The organism is Aureibaculum luteum (assembly GCF_003449015.1).
GTDB lineage: Bacteria > Bacteroidota > Bacteroidia > Flavobacteriales > Flavobacteriaceae > Aureibaculum > Aureibaculum luteum.
In genome coordinates this window covers 36,439-55,261 of sequence record NZ_QRGD01000008.1, presented here as the reverse complement: position 1 = coordinate 55,261, position 18,823 = coordinate 36,439, and the positions used below count along the sequence as shown (strand labels likewise).

Below are 18,823 nucleotides of genomic sequence, written 5' to 3'. Positions count from 1 at the left end.
CATAAATGTTTGTGAATTAGATTTATTTTTAGACATGAAGAAAATTCTAACTATATTCTTATTAATTTTCACATCTGCCTTAGGGTTTTCTCAAGATTTTACGGTTGATAGCTGTTCGGTAGATATTTTTATCAATCAAAAAGGATATTTTGATGTTGTAGAAAATTACAATCTGAATTTTGAAGCTCAAAAACATGGTATTTTCCGTACAATTAATACCGAATATGATCTAGTAACCTACGATCAAAAGAAAGAAAAAAGAAAAATTAGAATCAGTACTATTGAAGTTCCTGGATATAATTTTGAAAAACCATTCGATTTTGAACAACGGTTAAGTAAATCTCTAGAGATAAAAATTGGCGATAAAGATAAATTCGTAATTGGTCCTCAACAATACCAAATAAAATATCGTGTCCACAATGCCTTTCTTTTTGAAGACAACCAAATCAGTTTTTATTGGAATATAAAACCTGATGGATGGAATGCTAGTTTTTACAAGCTGAATTTCAAAATACATGTACCTAAAGACATTCCCTTAAATGCAGATAATTGCTTCGTTTATTCTGGACCTACAGGTACTACTGAAAAAAGTGATGCGTTTGTTTTATCATATAAAAATAATATTTTTTCAGGTACAAGTAACCCTGATTTTCAATCAAACCCAGGCGAAAGTGTAACCATTTTACTTAACCTTCCTAAAAATTCTATTGCAGAAATAAAACCGTTATGGCCTTTTTGGACTAATTACGGCTGGTCTTTTATTGTTCTGGGGTTGATAGCAGGATTCTATAATGTTTGGAAAAAATATGGAAAAGATGATGACGTAGTCAGTACAACGAGTTATTATCCGCCAGAAAACATTGATCCACCCATGGCTGGTTTCTTAATAAACGATAGAAACGATACTTCTGATATTATATCATTATTACCCTTTTGGGGAGCTAATGGTTATTTGAAAATTGAAGAAATTCCAAAGGGAGGTCTATTTAGTAAAGCTGATACTAAACTTATAAAGTTAAAACCATTACCAAATTCCGCATCTTCGTATGAGCATGAAATATTTGATGGACTGTTTGGTGGTTCTTTACAACTAAGTAATAAAGGTAAAACGAAAAGTTTTCTTAACGATATATTGGGAGTTGAAACAGTTAAACTAAATGCTAATGAAATATTGGTCAGTAGCTTAAAGGAGACTTTCTATACCACAATGGCAAGTGCCGGAAGCATGTTAAAAGAAAATGCTCAACTTTATTATGAGGCTGAATCAAAAAAAATAAGAACAATTACCTATATCCTTTTGATGTTAATGGCGATAGTTTTGGGATTAGTTGGATTATTTTTCTGGGGTCCAATAGCCACCATCGGTATCGTAATTACTTGTGTTATGCTTATTTTATTTAACACTTATATGATTAAAAAAAACAGTAAAGGAAACAAAGTGTTTTCTGAATTAAAAGGCTTTAAACAGTTTATAAAAATTGCGGAAGAAAATAAATTAAAAATGCTATTGAAAGAAGATCCAGGTTATTTTGAAACCACAATGGCATATGCTTTAGCATTTGGAATGTTTAAAAAATGGGCCAATAAATTTGATGCCTTAAATATAGAACCACCAAATTGGTATCGTTCAACAACGGGTAACTACCTATCAATGAATAGCTTTTCAAAATCGTTTTCAAGTGCTATGTCAAACACAACCTCTACTATGGTAAGCTCCCCTTCCAGTAACAGCGGTGGTTCTTCTGGTGGTGGATCATCAGGTGGTGGTTTTGGCGGCGGTGGCGGCGGAAGCTGGTAAATAGCTATTTTATACCTAAAAAATAATATCATTTTTTTTTCGTAATATCGTAAATTGAAATTTCTAATAATCAACAACTACTATTAACTCAATTTATTTTTATGAAAAAACTTTTATCCCTATTAGCAATAGCTGCTGTGCTTGTAAGCTGTAATAGTACCAAAAAGACAACTTCAGCTACTCCTGCTAAACCAACTTTAACGGTTGAAGATTACGCGAAATCAATTACGGCCGAAGAATTAAAAGAGGCACTATATGTTTACGCATCAGATGAATATGAAGGAAGAGATACTGGCGAACCAGGTCAGAAAAAAGCAATAGAATTTATAAAGAAACATTATGTCGCATTAAATGTACCTTCAGCTTTGCCAAATGATGAGTATTTTCAAAAAGTACCATTAGAACGTACAAGTTCTCCTGAGGTTACAGTACATATTAATGGTAAAGATTATAAATCAGTTGACGATTTTGTTTCATTTTCTGGAAGCAATGGAACAATTAATGCTGAAGAAGTAATATTTGTTGGTTACGGTATTGACGATGAAAAATATTCTGATTATAAGAATATAGATGTTACTGGTAAAATAGTATTGTTCAAAAATGGTGAACCAAAAGATAAAGACGGTAACTATATTATTTCTGGAACTGAAGAAAGTACTGGAAAATGGTCTAACATGCGTCAAGAATTTAGTTCTAAAACGGATATTGCTAAAGAGAAAGGTGCGAAAGCCGCTTTATATTACAATCCTGATGCTTATGCAAATATTGCTAAACGATTTGGTTCTGGAAGAACTAGAATGGGTCTAAAGAGTACCGAAAAAAAAGATAGTGAAATAAACTTCATGTTGATTAATACTTCATTAGCTGAGGCTATTGTTAGTGATATTGCAACAAATTCAACATCTAAAACAGTAAAAGTTCCAGCTGTTTTAACTTACAAATCAAATGTAGAGGATTTTAATTCTGAAAATGTAGTCGCTTATATTAAAGGATCCGAAAAACCTGATGAATATGTTATTATCTCTGCTCATTTAGACCATGTTGGTGTAAAAGATGGAAACGTTTATAACGGTGCTGACGATGACGGTTCTGGTACGGTAGCTATTTTAGAAATTGCAGAAGCTTTTAAAAAAGCTGTGGATAATGGACAAACTCCTAAAAGATCAGTTGTATTTCTTCATGTAACGGGAGAAGAAAAAGGATTATTAGGTTCTCGTTATTATGCGGATGTTGATCCTATATTTCCTCTTGAAAATACAGTTGTTGATTTAAATATCGATATGGTTGGTCGTTCTGACCCAAAAAGAACAGAAGGTGATAGAAATTATGTTTACCTAATTGGTAGTGATAAATTAAGTAGTGATTTACATAATATTTCAGAAGAAGTAAATAAAAAGTATACCAATGTAGAATTGGATTATACATATAATGATGAAAATGATCCGAATAGATTTTACTATCGTTCAGATCATTATAATTTTGCCAAAAATAATATCCCTGTAATTTTTTATTTTAATGGAACCCATGATGATTATCATCAACATACAGATACTCCAGACAAAATAGAATATGATTTATTAGAAAACAGATCTCGTTTAGTTTTTCACACCGCTTGGGAATTAGCAAATCGTGATCAGCGTATTGTAGTTGATAAACCCACTGAGAAAAAATAATAAATATAAAATAATAAAAACCTTGTTCTAACGGCAAGGTTTTTTTTATGCTTCAAATTAGTTTAAATTTGAATCTTATGAAAACAGCTACAGTAACAGTACTGAAAAAAGAATTAAAGTATAAATCTAATGACGAACTTTTAAATTTATGCTTAACATTATCTAAATTTAAAAAAGAAAATAAAGAGTTACTCACCTATCTTTTATTTGAAGCCTCAGATGAAGAAGCTTTTATTCAGAGTGTAAAAGATGAAGTTTCTGAATTATTCAATCAAATAAACACCGCTAGCTACTTTTATATTAAGAAAAGTGTTCGTAAAATTTTGAGAATGGTAAAAAAATACATCCGCTATTCAAAAAAGAAAGAAACTGAAGTAGAATTATTAATTTATTTCTGTACAGTACTAAAAGAAATGCATCCTTCAATGGAAAGAAACACCAGTTTGTTAAATATATTTGACAGGCAAATTATACTCATAAAAAAAGCAATTGGTACATTGCATGAGGACTTACAATACGATTATAATATAGAATTAGAAGAGATTATTTAGAAAAGAGAACCCATGTCAATACTTCAAATTGAATTATCAGAATTAGAGAAAGCAATTATACATTCAGATAAGCTAGCTTCCAATGTGTCTTCGAGTAACATCGCTTGGCATATTGATCATTCCTTAAAAGTAATTCATAACGTTAGCATGGTAATAATAGCTTCTGATCCTTCTAAATACAAATGGAGGTTTAACAAATGGAGATTTATAATCTTTTTAAAAGGTTCTTTTCCTAGAGGTAAAGTAAAAGCTCCAAAACATGTTCGCCCTCCTGAAATTATTAAATTAGAAGACTTAAAATCACAACTAAAAGAGGTTCATAAAAACTTAACTGATATAGAAAAACTATCTTCTAAAAGTCATTTTGAACATCCTATTTTCGGACAATTACACTTAAAAAAAACAATTCGTTTTTTAGAGTTGCATACGACGCATCATATAAAAATTATAAACGATATACTTAAAGCCCTTTAAAATGAAATACCTTAGTCTTATGCTGATTATTACTACTGTTATTGGTTGTAAAAATAATACACAAAAAGATATAAAACCTTCTTCAGAAAATGAAAAACTAATCTCCTTTTTTGTAGGTACCTATACAGATAGTTTAAGTGAAGGCATTTATTCTTATTCGCTTTCGAATAGTGGTAACATAAAAAAAATAAAACTGGCAGCAAAAACGGAAAATCCATCCTTTTTAGCGAAATCTGCAGATGGTAAATTCTTATTAGCCGTAAATGAAATTAATTCTGTGGATAGTATGGGCACTGTGGAGGCTTATAGAATTACAGGTGACAGTTTAGCGTTTATGAGTAGACAATCTTCAGGTGGGGCACACCCTTGTTTTGTAGGTGTAAATAAGAATGGATTTGTTTTAACGGCCAACTATTCAAGTGGAAACTTGGGCCTGTTTAAATTAAATAAAGAGGGTGATTTGTCAGACTTACTCGATAAAAAGCAACACTACACAAATAATCATGTAGAAAAAGGACAGTGGGAACCTCATGCACATTCTGCCTATTTTATAAATGATTCACTCATTGTATCAGCAGATTTGGGAACAAATGATCTTTGGTTTTACACTTTAGATACCGTACAAAATAAATTAAAAGGAACCATAGTAGAAACGTTGAGAATTGGTGTAAACCCTAAACCAGGACCGAGACATATTGCATTTCAACCACAAAAAGATTGGATGTATGTTATTAACGAATTGAATAGTACCATTGCTTTGATTAAGAAAGGTGAAAATGGAAAGTACATGGTACAGTCTTCAGTTTCTACCTTGCCAGATGGTTATTCCGAAAAAAGTTTCTGTGCAGATATTCATATTTCTAAAGATGGAAAATTTTTATATGCTTCGAATCGCGGACATAATAGTATCGCCATTTTTGAAATTAATCAAGAATCTGGAGAGTTAACAGCTATTGGATATGAGTCTGTAAAAGGTGATTGGCCTAGAAATTTTGCTCTTTCTCCTAATAATAATTTTTTATTAGTGGCTAACCAACGTTCAGAAAACATAGTGTCATTTAAACGAGACAAAGTAACGGGATTACTAACATTTCTTGAAGAAATTAATGTGCCTTCACCCGTTTGTATTCTGTTTTAATTTCCTTGAAGTGATTATAAAATAAAAATCCCGCCAATTGGCGGGATTTTTATTACGCATTCAATTTCTAAATAATTATTTAGTTACCTTTTTTATAATCTGCTAAGAATGTGGCTAAACCAATGTCAGTTAACGGATGATTTAACAATCCATCTATTGCACTAATTGGACCTGTCATAACATCTGCACCAATTTTAGCACAATCAATAACATGCATGGTATGTCTAATTGACGCTGCTAAGATCTGAGTATCGAAACCATAGTTATCATAGATTAATCTAATTTCTTGGATTAAACCTAATCCATCCGTTGAAATATCATCTAAACGACCAATAAATGGTGATACATAAGTAGCTCCCGCTTTTGCCGCTAATAAAGCTTGTCCAGCTGAAAATACTAATGTACAATTTGTTTTTATTCCTTTATCAGAAAAATACTTAATCGCCTTAATACCTTCTCGTATCATTGGTATTTTTACTACAATTTGAGAATGTAGTTTTGCCAATGCTTCACCTTCTCTTACCATTCCTTCAAAATCTGTAGAAATAACTTCAGCACTTACATCTCCTTCTACAATTTCACAAATAGCTTTGTAATGGTTTATAATATTATTGTACCCTGTGATTCCTTCTTTAGCCATTAATGTAGGATTGGTAGTAACACCATCTAAAACACCTAATTCTTGGGCTTCTTTAATTTGATCTAAGTTTGCTGTATCTATAAAAAACTTCATGCTTTATCCTTCTTTAAGTTTAATTAAGCAAAAATAAACCTGTGATAAATTTTGCTTATTAAGATAACGTTTAACTTAATAACATATTACTGAAAGCATAAATTATTCAAAATATTAAACATAAGTACGTCAAAGAATAATTAAAACCAAAATGAAATAGAGTATCCGAAAATTTCTTTAAAAGAATACTAACACCTATAATTTATAATGGTTCATTAGTAATTTTTCATACCAAGAATCTGGTAAAATACGTTTTAAAACTATTGAAAACTTCTCCATAAACCCACCAACTTTGTAATGAATTTTTGGTTGTTTTTGCTGTATGATCTTATAAATAGAATGAGCCATCACTTCAGGGTCTAGCCCTCCATCAACATGTTGATCCAATAACGCTAAGTTTTCAGCATACTTTTCTTTATATGCAGAAGTATCAAAAACAGGAGTATGATATCTACCTGCCGCAATATTTGTAGCAAAATCACCTGGAGCCACATTTGTAATATGTATTCCAAATTCTTTAACCTCCATCCGTGTAGCTTCGGTAATGACCTCCAAGGCACCTTTACTCGCTGAGTAAATTCCGCGAAAAGGCAAGCCCATATAACCAGCTATTGAAGTAATATTGATAATTAACCCAGATTTTTGTTGACGCATTTGAGGCAAAACTACTTTCATCACATCAATAGGTCCAAAAAGGTTCGTATTAAAAACAGCACGCATCTCATCAGTAGGCGTATCTTCTATAGGCCCAGTAATACCCATACCTGCATTATTGATTAATATATCTAAATGGCCTTCATTTTTTACAATTGTATCAACTGCTTTTTCAATAGTACCAACCTCTAGTACATTTAAAGCAAGCATTTTTACTCCATTTATAACGGGTTCTTTAGGGTTACGACTCGTACCATAAACAACCATTCCTTTTTGATGTAAATATTCGGCTATACTTTTACCAATTCCTGATGAAGCACCAGTAATTAAAACAACTTTTGACATGCTATTTGTTTAAAATGTAAATGTAAGAAATTATTAAATGAAGCTATTGTGGATAATTTGATTTCTTCTGAAGCTATTCAACCTACTATATAAGTTAAATAAAAAATGGGTAAGCGACCTACATCACACCGCTACGACCTAATACCTTTGCTGCATTCCTGCCCTGGAGGATTCAAAGGGAGCTGGTTGTGTAGGACTTACCCACGGCAAAAATACAATCAATTTAGTTCTCTGCAAGTTTTTTTTGCAATATTTTAATCTTTAAATAATAAGATACTAATTCTTAAATATTTATATTTGCTCCACTAACCAAAAAAACTCAAAACAATGGAAAATCAAGATAATTCAAAAAGAAAAAGTGTAATGATGAACTATGGTTTATTATTAGCTTTTTTTACAATTATTGTAAGTGTAATTAATTATGCTTTTGGTAATGCTTATGAACCTCATTGGTCAATTAATGTTATCTCCTTAATTGCAATGGTTGTTGCGATTTTTTTAGGAATAAAAGAATATAAGAAACAAAATGGTAGTTTTTTATCCTTAGGACAAGGACTAAAAGTAGGTGTTGGTATTGCCTTAATTTCCGCGATTATCTCAGCAATCTATATTTATATTTTCGCAAAATTTATTGAACCAGATTTTGTTGATAATATTATTGAAATACAAAGACAAAAATTCTTAGAAAACCCTAATATGGCTGAAGAAATGATAGATACTATAGGGGAAAACACACGACAATATTTCTTTGCTTATACAATAGGTTCTATTTTAATTTTCAGCATATTTCTGGGTTTTGTAGTGTCTTTAATTGTTTCATTAGCAATGCAAAAAAAAGAAGATCAATACTAAACAACGAATAGAATATGAACATTTCAGTAGTTATCCCACTACTTAACGAAGACGAGTCATTAAGCGAATTATATGTTTGGATTGCAAAAGTTATGCAAGCCCATCAGTTTAGTTACGAAATTATCTTTATTGATGATGGTAGCACAGATAATTCTTGGCAAGTTATCGAAGCTTTATCAAAAAAGGACTCCGCTGTCAAAGGAATTCGTTTTCAAAAAAACTATGGTAAATCTCAAGCTTTAAATGCTGGATTTAAAATAGCAAAAGGTGACGTAGTTATTACTATGGATGCGGATTTACAAGACAGTCCTGATGAGATTCCAGAACTTTTCGAACTGATTACTGAAAACAAATTGGATCTCGTTTCTGGTTGGAAAAAGAAACGCTACGATTCTAAAATTAGAAAAAATATACCTTCAAAACTGTTTAATGCAGCCGCAAGAAAAACATCAGGTCTAAAACTTCATGACTTTAATTGTGGACTTAAAGCTTATAAAAACATCGTCATTAAAAGTGTTGATGTTTATGGCGAAATGCACCGATACATTCCTGTTTTGGCAAAAAATGAAGGTTTTACTAAAATTGATGAAAAAGTAGTACAGCATCAAGCCAGAAAATATGGAACTACAAAATTCGGAATGGACAGATTCGTTAACGGATTTTTAGATTTAATTACCATTTGGTTTTTGTCCAAGTTTGCAAAACGCCCTATGCATTTGTTTGGTTTATTGGGTAGTTTTATGTTTTTTATCGGATTCTGTTTTGCATTATTTTTAGGTATAGACAAAATGTTTTTCAATACTTCAGGCAGATTACTTACAGAACGACCTCAATTTTATGCTTCCATTGTTGCTATGATTATTGGTACACAATTATTCTTAGCAGGATTTTTAGGTGAGCTTATACTTCGTTCTAAACGGAATGATGAGCGTTATAAAATTAGCGAAGTAGTTTAAAAATGATTCTATTTTTTATGTTACGTTAGTTATTATAAAAACTTCTTGTGTCGCATTATTGTATTGTTACTATTTGAATCTTATTTTTTACCATTTAATTCTTTCAATTAATCCTTATATTTGTTTAAAATTATACCTTATGAGCACTCAACAAATTCTAGAAAAAGCCAAACAATGGTTAGTTGCACCTTTTGATGCCACTACCCAAGAAAAAGTACAGAAATTAATTGATAATAATGATGAAAACTTAACTGAAAGTTTCTATAAAGATATGGAATTTGGTACCGGTGGTATGCGTGGTATCATGGGTGTAGGTACTAATCGTATCAATCAATATACGTTGGGTAGAGCTACACAAGGCTTGGCAAATTATTTACGTCAAACCTTTCCTGATAAAGAACTAAAAGTTGCCATAGCTTTTGATTGTCGTCATAATAGTAAATCATTAGCAAAAATAGTAGCTGATGTACTTACAGCTAATAATATTAGAGCCTTATTGTTCGAGGACTTAAGAACAACTCCAGAACTTTCTTTTGCAGTTAGACATTTAGGTTGCGATGCGGGCATCGTTTTAACAGCTTCACACAATCCTCCAGAATATAATGGGTATAAAGTATATTGGAACGATGGTGGACAAATCGTGCCACCACACGATAAAAAAATAATTGACGAAGTAAGCTCAGTAAATTTTGATAAAATTAACTTTAAAGCCAATGAAAATTTATTAAATATAATTGGTAAAGAAGTTGATGACGTATTTAATAAAGCGTCTGTTGCGAATGGTACTTTTAACACTCCAAATAGAAATAAATTAAAAATTGTCTTTACTTCATTACATGGAACTTCTATAATGTCAGTTCCTAAAGTGTTGAAAATGGCCGGCTTTAAAGATGTACATATTGTTAAGGAACAAGAGAAACCAGATGGCGATTTCCCTACTGTCACTTCTCCAAATCCAGAAGAACCAGCTGCCTTAAAAATGGCAACTGATTTAGCCGAAAAAATTGGTGCTGATATTGTAATAGGTACTGACCCTGATTCTGATAGATTAGGTATTGCCGTTAGAGATTTAGATAATAAATTAGTGTTACTTAATGGAAATCAAACCATGGCAGTAATGACTGACTATTTAATTAAGCAATGGCATGAAGATGGTCGATTAAACGGAAACCAATTTGTTGCTACTACCATAGTTTCTACTAATTTGATTGAAAAAATCGCACAAAGTTATAATGTTGTCACTAAAGTTTGCTTGACAGGATTTAAATGGATTGCAGATTTAATAAGAGAAGCAGAAGGCGAACAGGAATTTATTGGTGGTGGTGAAGAAAGTTTCGGATATATGGTAGGCGATTTTATTCGTGATAAAGATGCTGTAACTGCCACGCTACTAGCATGTGAAATTGCTGCTCATGCAAAAAATAACAATTCAACAATCTATAAAGAATTGTTGAACTTGTATTCTAAACATGGGTATTACAAAGAGTCTTTAATTTCATTAACAAAAAAGGGAATGGATGGGGCTCAACAAATAAGCCAAATGATGGTGGATATGCGAAATAGTCCTTTGAAAAATATAGATGGATCGCCAGTAGAATTTTTATTTGATTATGAATCTTCTATTTGTACAAATTTATTAACTGGTGAAAAAACAGCTATAGATTTGCCAAAATCTAATGTGTTAATTTACCAAACTAAAGATGGTACAAAAGTAGCTGCAAGACCTAGTGGAACTGAACCTAAAATTAAATTCTATTTTAGTGTTAATCTTCCTTTAGAAAAAACTGAAGATGCTACTATTGTTGACAAATTACTCACTCAGAAAATTGATAGAATCATCAAAGAGATGAAATTAAATTAATGGAGTATTTTAAAAAGATTTTACGCTTTGCTTATCCTTATAAAATATATGGCATATTAAATATTATTTTTAATGTTTTATATGCCTTATTTAGTGGCTTATCTTTTATGGTATTAATGCCATTATTGAAAGTTATATTTAATCCAGAACTTAATCAAGTTACTAAAAAACCAGTTTATGAAGGCATTACTTCTTTATCTGATTTTTTTAACAATTATGTAAGCTACCAAATTACATCAATTGCTGGTGATGATAAGTCAAAGGCATTGTTAGTGGTTATTGTATTGATTATGGTCGTGTTTTTCTTAAAAAACATATTCAATTATTTAGCCATGTATTATATTACGTTTTTACGAAATGGTGTTTTAAAAGATTTAAGAAACCAACTATACAAAAAAACAGTAGAATTACCCCTCTCCTACTTTTCTGAAAAGAGAAAAGGTGATATTATGGCAAGAATAGGTACAGATGTTTTGGAAATACAACATTCCTTTCTTTCTATTTTAGAACTACTGTTTAGAGAGCCGTTGACTATTATATTTACAATAATTTTTATGTTAACACTAAGTCCTCAGCTTACTTTATTTGTTTTTATTTTTATTCCCCTTTCAGGATTTTTAATTTCTTTAGTTGGTAAAAATTTAAAACGAAAATCGGATAGAGTGCAAAAAGAACAGGGATACTTTTTATCTTTAATTGAAGAAACATTAAGTGGGCTTCGTATTATTAAAGGTTTTAACGCTGAAGGTATCTTTAACAAAAAATTCAATGAATCAACAAGTAGATTTAATAAATTCTCCAATAGTTTATTAAATAGAACAAATTTAGCGAGCCCAACTAGTGAATTTTTGGGTATAGGTGTTATTGCTGTTCTTTTATGGTATGGTGGTACTTTAGTTTTAGTTGATAAATCTTTAAGTAGTGAAGCTTTTTTAGCTTTTATGGGCTTAGCATATAACATTTTAACTCCCGCAAAGGCTATTTCTAAAGCGAGTTATAGTGTAAAAAAAGGGAATGCTGCCGCAGAACGCGTATTAGAAATTATTGAAACTGAAAATCCTTTAAAAGATAAAGAAAATGCTATTGTAATTGATGGTTTTTATACTGATGTTAAGTTTGACCATATATCATTCAAATATGATGAGGAATTTGTTTTAAAAGATTTTTCACTTACAATTCCCAAAGGGAAAACCGTGGCATTAGTTGGACAATCGGGTAGCGGAAAATCGACCTTAGCGAATTTAATCACTCGTTTTTATGATGTAAATTCTGGCAGTATCACTATTGACGGATTGGACATTAAAGATTTAACCATAAAATCTTTGCGTGCTCAATTGGGTATTGTTACTCAAGACGCCATTCTATTTAATGATTCTATAAAAAACAACCTCCTTTTAGGTGATGAAAATGCTAATGATGAACAAATTATAGAAGCTTTAAAAATTGCTAATGCTTGGGAATTCGTAAGTGAATTACCAAAGGGAATAGATACTAATATTGGTGATTCAGGTGGTAAGCTCTCAGGCGGACAAAAACAACGCTTAAGCATTGCAAGAGCCGTTCTTAAAAACCCCCCAATTATGGTGTTAGACGAAGCAACATCTGCATTAGATACTGAATCAGAGAGATTAGTACAAGTTGCGTTGGAAAATATGATGAAAAATAGAACGTCATTGGTTATTGCTCATCGTTTATCAACAATTCAAAAAGCAGATACCATTGTAGTACTTCAAAAAGGTGTTATTATGGAGCAAGGTAAACATTCAGAATTAATGGCGAATAACGGTATCTATAGAAAACTAGTTGAAATGCAGTCACTAGGATAATTAATTAAAGTTCAAAGCTACTTTTGATCCAAAATTTAAAATCCTAATCTTTAAAATCTGAAATATTGAACAAAACAATTGATAGCCTAAAATGGCGTTATGCCTGCAAAAAATTTGATGAAACAAAAATATTGTCTGAAGACAAAATTGATATTTTATCCGAAGCATTTAATCTAACGGCAACCTCTTTCGGATTGCAACCCATAAAAATGCTTATCATAAAGAATAAGGAATTGCAAAAACAATTGATGACGCATTCTTTTAATCAAAAGCAAATAGTTTCAGCATCACATGTATTGGTTATATGCATTCAGGATTATTTCACTTTAGAAGATATTGATAAATATTTTGATCTTGAAAAAGAAATAAGAGGTACTTCAGAAGATATTATAGAAAAGTATAGAACACAATTAAAAGATATATTTTCAAATAAATCAACCATCGAAAAACAAGAGTCAGCTATCAATCAAGCATATATAGCCTTGGGGAATTTAATGACCGTTTGTGCCATAGAAAAAATAGATGCCTGCCCAATGGAAGGTTTTAATGCACAGAAATTTGATGAAGTTTTAGATTTAAAAGAAGACAGCTTAAAATCAGTTTTAGTTTTACCTGTGGGTTACAGAGCCGATGATGATTTTATGAGTACCCTAAAAAAAGTAAGAAAACCTGTTGAAAATACAGTCATAAGGAGGTAATTATTAATTCTAATAGAATTCATAGAACGGAGGAATTAATTCATCTTTAACCACAGTTTTAGATTTAAAACGGGCTCTTCATTAACAAGTTGACAATTAAATTGATTAATAAACGATTAAACAAGATAGAAAATGAACAATGAAATAAGAAACCTAGAACCCAAAGCTATTTGGAACAATTTTGCTGATTTAAATGCTGTACCTAGAGCGTCTAAAAAGGAAGAACGTGTTATTCAGTTTATGGTAAATTTTGGTAAAAAATTAGGTTTAACCACTAAAGTAGATAAGGTAGGTAATGTTATCATCACTAAACCTGCGACAGCGGGTATGGAAAATAAAAAGACCGTGGTTTTGCAGTCCCATTTAGATATGGTACATCAAAAAAATAATGAAACCAATTTTGATTTCAGTAAACAAGGAATACAAATGATTGTTGATGGTGACTGGGTAAAAGCTAAAGGCACTACTTTAGGAGCAGACAATGGTTTGGGGGTGGCTACCATAATGAGTATCTTACAAAGCACTGACATACAACACCCTGCTCTTGAAGCTTTATTTACTATTGATGAAGAAACCGGAATGACAGGTGCCATGGGCTTGGAAGGGGGATGGTTAAATGGAGAAATACTTTTAAACCTAGATACTGAAGATGATGATGAAATTGGTGTTGGTTGTGCAGGCGGAATTGATATTACCGCCTCAAAATCATATAAACCAGTAAGAACTTCTGATAATGTTACCGCTTTTAAAATAACCGTAAATGGATTACAAGGTGGACATTCAGGTATGGATATTCATAAAGGTTTTGGCAATGCAAATAAACTCATGAATCGTATTCTCTTTGATTTAAAAAAGGTAATGTCTATTTCAGAGATTGACGGAGGTGGTTTACGAAATGCCATTCCAAGAGAAAGTAATGCTACTGTTGTAACGAATAATTTAGATGACTTCACGGCTCAGTTTAATGCAATTTCTAAAGCAATAATTGCAGAATATAAATCGATTGAAAAAGATATAGAAATTACCTGTAATGGTTGCGACAAACCTGTAAATGCCCTTTCAAAACAAGATCAAAATACATTATTGAAAGTTATATATGCAATTCATAACGGTGTTTTTAGAATGAGTCCTGATATTAAAGATTTAGTAGAGACTTCTAATAATGTTGCTCGCGTCTTGGTTAAAGATGGTCAAATTAAAATACTATGTCTTACACGTAGCTCCGTAGATTCAGGTAAAGACAATTTAGTAAACACCATCTCATCTGTATTTGAATTGGCTCATTATTCCGTAAGAACCTCAGGTACTTATCCTGGATGGAAACCAAATCCTGATTCTAACATTCTAAAAGTGTTAGAAAAAACCTATCAAGATTTATTCAATGAAAAACCTCACATTATGGCCTGCCATGCAGGTTTAGAATGTGGTATCTTAGGACAAAATTATCCTAAAATGGATATGATTTCTTTTGGTCCAACGATAAAGGGAGCACACTCACCTGATGAAAGAGCAAGTATTAGTTCTACACAGAAATTTTGGAAATATGTGTTGGAGATTTTGAAAGAGATTCCAGAAAAGGCTTAAAACCAAAGAATACCATTAAACTCAATATATGTTTAATGGTATTCTTTTTTATTGTACTAAATATTGACAATTAATTGTCCTCTAACGCATAGCCAAAATCCTTTCCTTTTCTTACTTGAGATACTCCTTCTGTCATCCACTTTGGAGCAGGAGCTCCTTTTAGATAATGATCAAAAAATTGCATCATTCTTATGGATAAATCTTGTCTATTTTTTTGCTTTCTTAAATTATGTGCTTCGTTATTATAAACCAATAACCAAGCTGGTTTATTTAGTCTACGCATCCCCATAAACATTTCAATACCTTGATAGTAAGGTACCGCTCCATCGGCATCATTATGCATCATCAATAATGGCGTTTCAATCTTCGGAATACCAAATACAGGTGAATTTTCTACATATAAATCAAAACCTTCCCAAAGCGTCTTACCAATTCTACTTTGTGTTTTTTCGTATTGAAAGGCTCGACTTAAACCACTTTGCCAACGAATTCCTCCATAGGCGGATGTCATGTTACTTACGGGTGCACCTGCCATTGCCGCTTTAAATTTATTAGTTACTGTCACTAAATAAGCAACTTGATAACCACCCCAACTCTGCCCTTGAATAGCCATATTATCACTATCTATATATCCTAATTTTTCCACGGCATCAACACCAGAAACAATACAATTATATGCACTTTGACCAGGCTTACCATCTGTATAAACAATATCTGGTACGAAAACTACATAATCATTACTTACCAAATAACTCATATTTACAGTTGAAGCACTTGGTCTTGGGGTATGATAACTATTTAAACTATTACTACGTTTTTCATAGAAATAATTTATTAATGGATATTTTTTAGTGGCATCAAAATTCTCAGGTTTGTATATAATTCCATCCAACTTTGTACCGTCATATGCCGTCCAATTAAATTTCTCCGAAGTTCCCCATAAAAAATCTTTTTGCTGCGGATTAGCATCAGTAATTTGTCGCGATTTTTTACCATCGAAATAGTGCAAATCTGGAAAGACTTTAAAATTCTCCTTAGTGTATAATAAAACATCTGCTTCTTTTGCTTTTCTAAATCCACCTAAAAGCATTTTATCGGCACTTACTATTTCTTTTGCTCGATAACTTTTAGCATTAAGTCCTACAATCGAATTTGTTTTATTTGATCTGTCAAACACATCTACTAATAACTGCTTTTTAAAATAAGAGGCTTTATTTCTATTTTTTACATCCAAACGTAAAGTTCTGTATTCAAGATTCTTTTTCCTTCCATCTTTAGTTATATTTACTGGTGACTTAACACTCTTTAAATCAACTTTCCAAATATCAAATTGGTCATTTAATAATGCAAACCCCTCTTTATCAAAACCACCAAAACCATAAGATCCGGCTGTGGCTGGATGATCATCTTCTACATCATAAAAAGGAACACCAATATTTTGAGTTAAGTTTATTTTTTTATTGTTCGTTAAATTTAATGCCCACCAATGTTGACTCTCCCCATTAAAATAAACAGCAAAATTACCATCAGGTGATAAATACGGACGAGCAGAAGTACCTTCCATTGCCAATTCTTTCATACCCGTTTCCGTATTTATAATATAATAATCTGATAACCAAGGGTACTCCCAAGAACGTTCCACATCATAGGGACTAGAAGAATTTCCTAATACATATTTCTGCTCTTTATCAGTATCAAAAAGCATATTATTAATTGATTCGTCTTGCAATTGTACTACGTTGTCATTACTCAAATTAATGAAAGATAAATAGGCTTTATCCTTTAAAGATGCTAATTTTGATTTTTGTTCAGGTTGTATTAACTTATCTTTATAATTCCAAACATCAACTTCTGGAATTTCTTCTTTTAATAACGTTGTGTCGATATCATAATTGACTATGGGTTTAGAATAAAAATATAACCGTTTTGAATGTTTAGAAAAATAAGGGTTTTGAGCTCCACTCAACTCCCAATCTGTACGTAAATTCTTTCCTAACGTATCTGTAACTTGTTTTAAATTATTCTTTGTAAGATAAAATAATTCATATTTTAAGGAATCTTTCCCTATAGAATCTTTAGCAGATAAAAAAGCTAAATAATCACCTCTTTTATCAATTGCTAATCTATCATATGCATACTTACCTGTATCAATAACTTTCTCATTGCCATCAGCAAAATCATATTGATAAATACCAATATCTCCTTTCTTTTTAGTTTTGGTTTTTGTAAAATATAAGGCGAGTGCGTCTTCTGCTAATTTTAAAGATTTGATATAAAAAATAGTATCGGAAGTTTTACTTATAAGATTATAAACCAAGGCATAATCGGCTTCGAGTGCAGGGTTTTTAGTTTTTATGCTATCTTTTTTCTTTTCTTTAGCATCCTTAGACTCTTTAGATTTCGTTTGAGTTGTATCTTTTGGTGGTTTTAAGTTTTTGATTTTTTCAATAATAAGCCAATCATTATATTTTTTGGGTACATCAAAACTTTTAACTCTTAAAATACTATCTATAATTTTGTTAGCGGCCACATCATAAATTAAGAGCTTATTTTTAGACTGTTTGTCTTTTTTTACCTCTTTTTTCTTCTCTGCTCTGATAGTTTGATAATCTGGTTTTTGAAGAAAGAATACAAATTTATTATCGTTAGAAATCTTGGCTCCACTACCATTGTGAAATTTACTAGATTTACCTGTTTTTACATTGTAAATTTTCAAATAGCCATCTCCTCTAGTTGTTGCTGTGCTCACAGCAGTAACTACTAATTTACCGTTGTCAGAAACTTGGGGACTTTCTATTCTTTTCCACAAATCATAATCATCGTGCGTAAGACTTCTTTTTTGCTGAGCGTAACTCAATGAAAAACTCAATACTATTAAAGATAAGGTGATCTTTTTTAACATAATTATAAGGGGTTAATTGAACCCTAAATATACAATTATATATAAAAATTGAATTAATAACGGGGCTGAAATATTGAAAATAGGAATTTCATCTCTACTATCCCTATAAATTTTAGGACAAAAAAGTAATATGACAATAAAAGTAGCGTTGAAAAGCATTTTATAATTTAAGTAAATAATGCCATTGCACTTCTTGTCCTTATTTTAAAATGTTAGACCAATAAAAACATAATTACATTCTTAAAATATAAAGCCCACTATGTTTTTGTTTAAAATCAAGGCTCTTATAAAGGCTTATGGCTGCTAGTCGTTTCTCATTACTAAAAAGTAAAATTTCCGAAAGTCCTTTTTTCTTACCTTCTTCCAACAACTTATTCATTAATTTTCTACCCAGACCTTTACCTCTATAATTACTATCAACCACCACATCTTCAACCCAACCTTTGTAACCAGAAATAACAGCATAGTTGCACATTAAAGCCATACCCGCTAATTTATCACCATCCATACAATAGGCAAAAACAATATCGTTCTTTGGGTTAAACAGTGTCGCTAAATCAATTTGATTAATTTCTGAATTTAATTCACCGAAAAGTGCTTTAACTTGTTTTGATAAATTCTCATTGACTTCAGAAGCTTTTAAAATGGAAACTTTCATGGTTATATTGTTTGTTTTGTGAGAAAAGACTGTTTTACATTTTAAAGATATGTAATTTTTTGATAGACAGAATATTTCATGTTAAGTACATAAAGAAATTGAATACAAAACTGAGACAGC

15 protein-coding genes and 1 other RNA gene are annotated in these 18,823 nt (G+C 31.3%); 11 read left to right on the top strand and 5 right to left on the bottom strand.

The window, feature by feature from the left end:
• The first annotated feature begins 34 nt into the window (after positions 1-34).
• The 5 genes from D3P13_RS16760 to D3P13_RS16740 all read left to right on the top strand — a co-directional run bounded on the left by D3P13_RS16760 (position 35) and on the right by D3P13_RS16740 (position 5,634).
• Complete coding sequence (locus D3P13_RS16760) at positions 35-1,798, top strand: DUF2207 domain-containing protein (protein ID WP_117884035.1); 1,764 nt, start codon at positions 35-37, stop codon at positions 1,796-1,798.
• Between the two features lie 101 nt (positions 1,799-1,899).
• Positions 1,900-3,471: a M28 family metallopeptidase gene (locus D3P13_RS16755; RefSeq protein ID WP_117884034.1), complete on the top strand. Its 1,572-nt coding sequence runs from the start codon at positions 1,900-1,902 to the stop codon at positions 3,469-3,471.
• Positions 3,472-3,548: 77 nt separating this feature from the next.
• Complete coding sequence (locus tag D3P13_RS16750) at positions 3,549-4,022, top strand: hypothetical protein (RefSeq protein ID WP_117884033.1); 474 nt, start codon at positions 3,549-3,551, stop codon at positions 4,020-4,022.
• Between the two features lie 12 nt (positions 4,023-4,034).
• Positions 4,035-4,496 (top strand): DUF1569 domain-containing protein, encoded by a 462-nt coding sequence (locus D3P13_RS16745; protein WP_117884032.1) that lies wholly within the window; start codon positions 4,035-4,037, stop codon positions 4,494-4,496.
• Between the two features lies 1 nt (position 4,497).
• Entirely contained in the window at positions 4,498-5,634 is a 1,137-nt protein-coding gene (locus tag D3P13_RS16740; protein WP_117884031.1) for a lactonase family protein, read from the top strand.
• Between the two features lie 79 nt (positions 5,635-5,713).
• On the opposite strand, the gene fsa is transcribed toward D3P13_RS16740, so the two are convergent.
• The 3 genes from fsa to ffs form a co-directional block, all read right to left on the bottom strand.
• A complete protein-coding gene (fsa, locus tag D3P13_RS16735; protein ID WP_117884030.1) occupies positions 5,714-6,367 on the bottom strand; it encodes a fructose-6-phosphate aldolase in 654 nt (217 codons plus the stop codon).
• A 195-nt stretch (positions 6,368-6,562) separates the two neighbouring features.
• Entirely contained in the window at positions 6,563-7,366 is an 804-nt protein-coding gene (locus D3P13_RS16730; RefSeq protein ID WP_117884029.1) for an SDR family oxidoreductase, read from the bottom strand.
• 104 nt (positions 7,367-7,470) lie between these two features.
• Positions 7,471-7,569, bottom strand: an RNA gene (gene ffs / locus D3P13_RS16725) — signal recognition particle sRNA small type.
• A 124-nt stretch (positions 7,570-7,693) separates the two neighbouring features.
• On the opposite strand from ffs, the gene D3P13_RS16720 reads away from it, so the two are divergent.
• The 6 genes from D3P13_RS16720 (at position 7,694) to D3P13_RS16695 (ending at position 15,143) form a co-directional block, all read left to right on the top strand.
• Positions 7,694-8,218 carry a DUF4199 domain-containing protein gene (locus D3P13_RS16720; RefSeq protein ID WP_117884028.1) on the top strand — a complete coding sequence of 175 codons (525 nt, stop codon included), beginning with the start codon at positions 7,694-7,696 and terminating at the stop codon, positions 8,216-8,218.
• Between the two features lie 14 nt (positions 8,219-8,232).
• A complete protein-coding gene (locus tag D3P13_RS16715) occupies positions 8,233-9,174 on the top strand; it encodes a glycosyltransferase family 2 protein (RefSeq protein ID WP_117884027.1) in 942 nt (313 codons plus the stop codon).
• A gap of 139 nt (positions 9,175-9,313) precedes the next feature.
• Positions 9,314-11,035: a phospho-sugar mutase gene (locus D3P13_RS16710; protein ID WP_117884026.1), complete on the top strand. Its 1,722-nt coding sequence runs from the start codon at positions 9,314-9,316 to the stop codon at positions 11,033-11,035.
• Positions 11,035-12,861 (top strand): ABC transporter ATP-binding protein, encoded by a 1,827-nt coding sequence (locus tag D3P13_RS16705; protein ID WP_117884025.1) that lies wholly within the window; start codon positions 11,035-11,037, stop codon positions 12,859-12,861. Before D3P13_RS16710 ends, D3P13_RS16705 begins: the two co-directional genes overlap by 1 nt.
• 65 nt (positions 12,862-12,926) lie before the next feature.
• On the top strand, positions 12,927-13,559 hold the full coding sequence (locus tag D3P13_RS16700; protein ID WP_117884024.1) for an NAD(P)H-dependent oxidoreductase: 633 nt from the start codon (positions 12,927-12,929) through the stop codon (positions 13,557-13,559).
• Positions 13,560-13,691: 132 nt separating this feature from the next.
• Positions 13,692-15,143: an aminoacyl-histidine dipeptidase gene (locus D3P13_RS16695; protein ID WP_117884023.1), complete on the top strand. Its 1,452-nt coding sequence runs from the start codon at positions 13,692-13,694 to the stop codon at positions 15,141-15,143.
• A gap of 70 nt (positions 15,144-15,213) precedes the next feature.
• Here D3P13_RS16695 and D3P13_RS16690 read toward each other — a convergent pair whose 3' ends face one another.
• Both D3P13_RS16690 and D3P13_RS16685 read right to left on the bottom strand, forming a co-directional pair.
• The gene (locus D3P13_RS16690) at positions 15,214-18,045 is read right to left on the bottom strand and encodes a S9 family peptidase (protein ID WP_117884022.1); all 2,832 of its coding nucleotides are present in this window, start codon (positions 18,043-18,045) and stop codon (positions 15,214-15,216) included.
• Between the two features lie 232 nt (positions 18,046-18,277).
• A complete protein-coding gene (locus D3P13_RS16685) occupies positions 18,278-18,703 on the bottom strand; it encodes a GNAT family N-acetyltransferase (RefSeq protein ID WP_117884021.1) in 426 nt (141 codons plus the stop codon).
• Between the last annotated feature and the right edge of the window lie 120 nt (positions 18,704-18,823).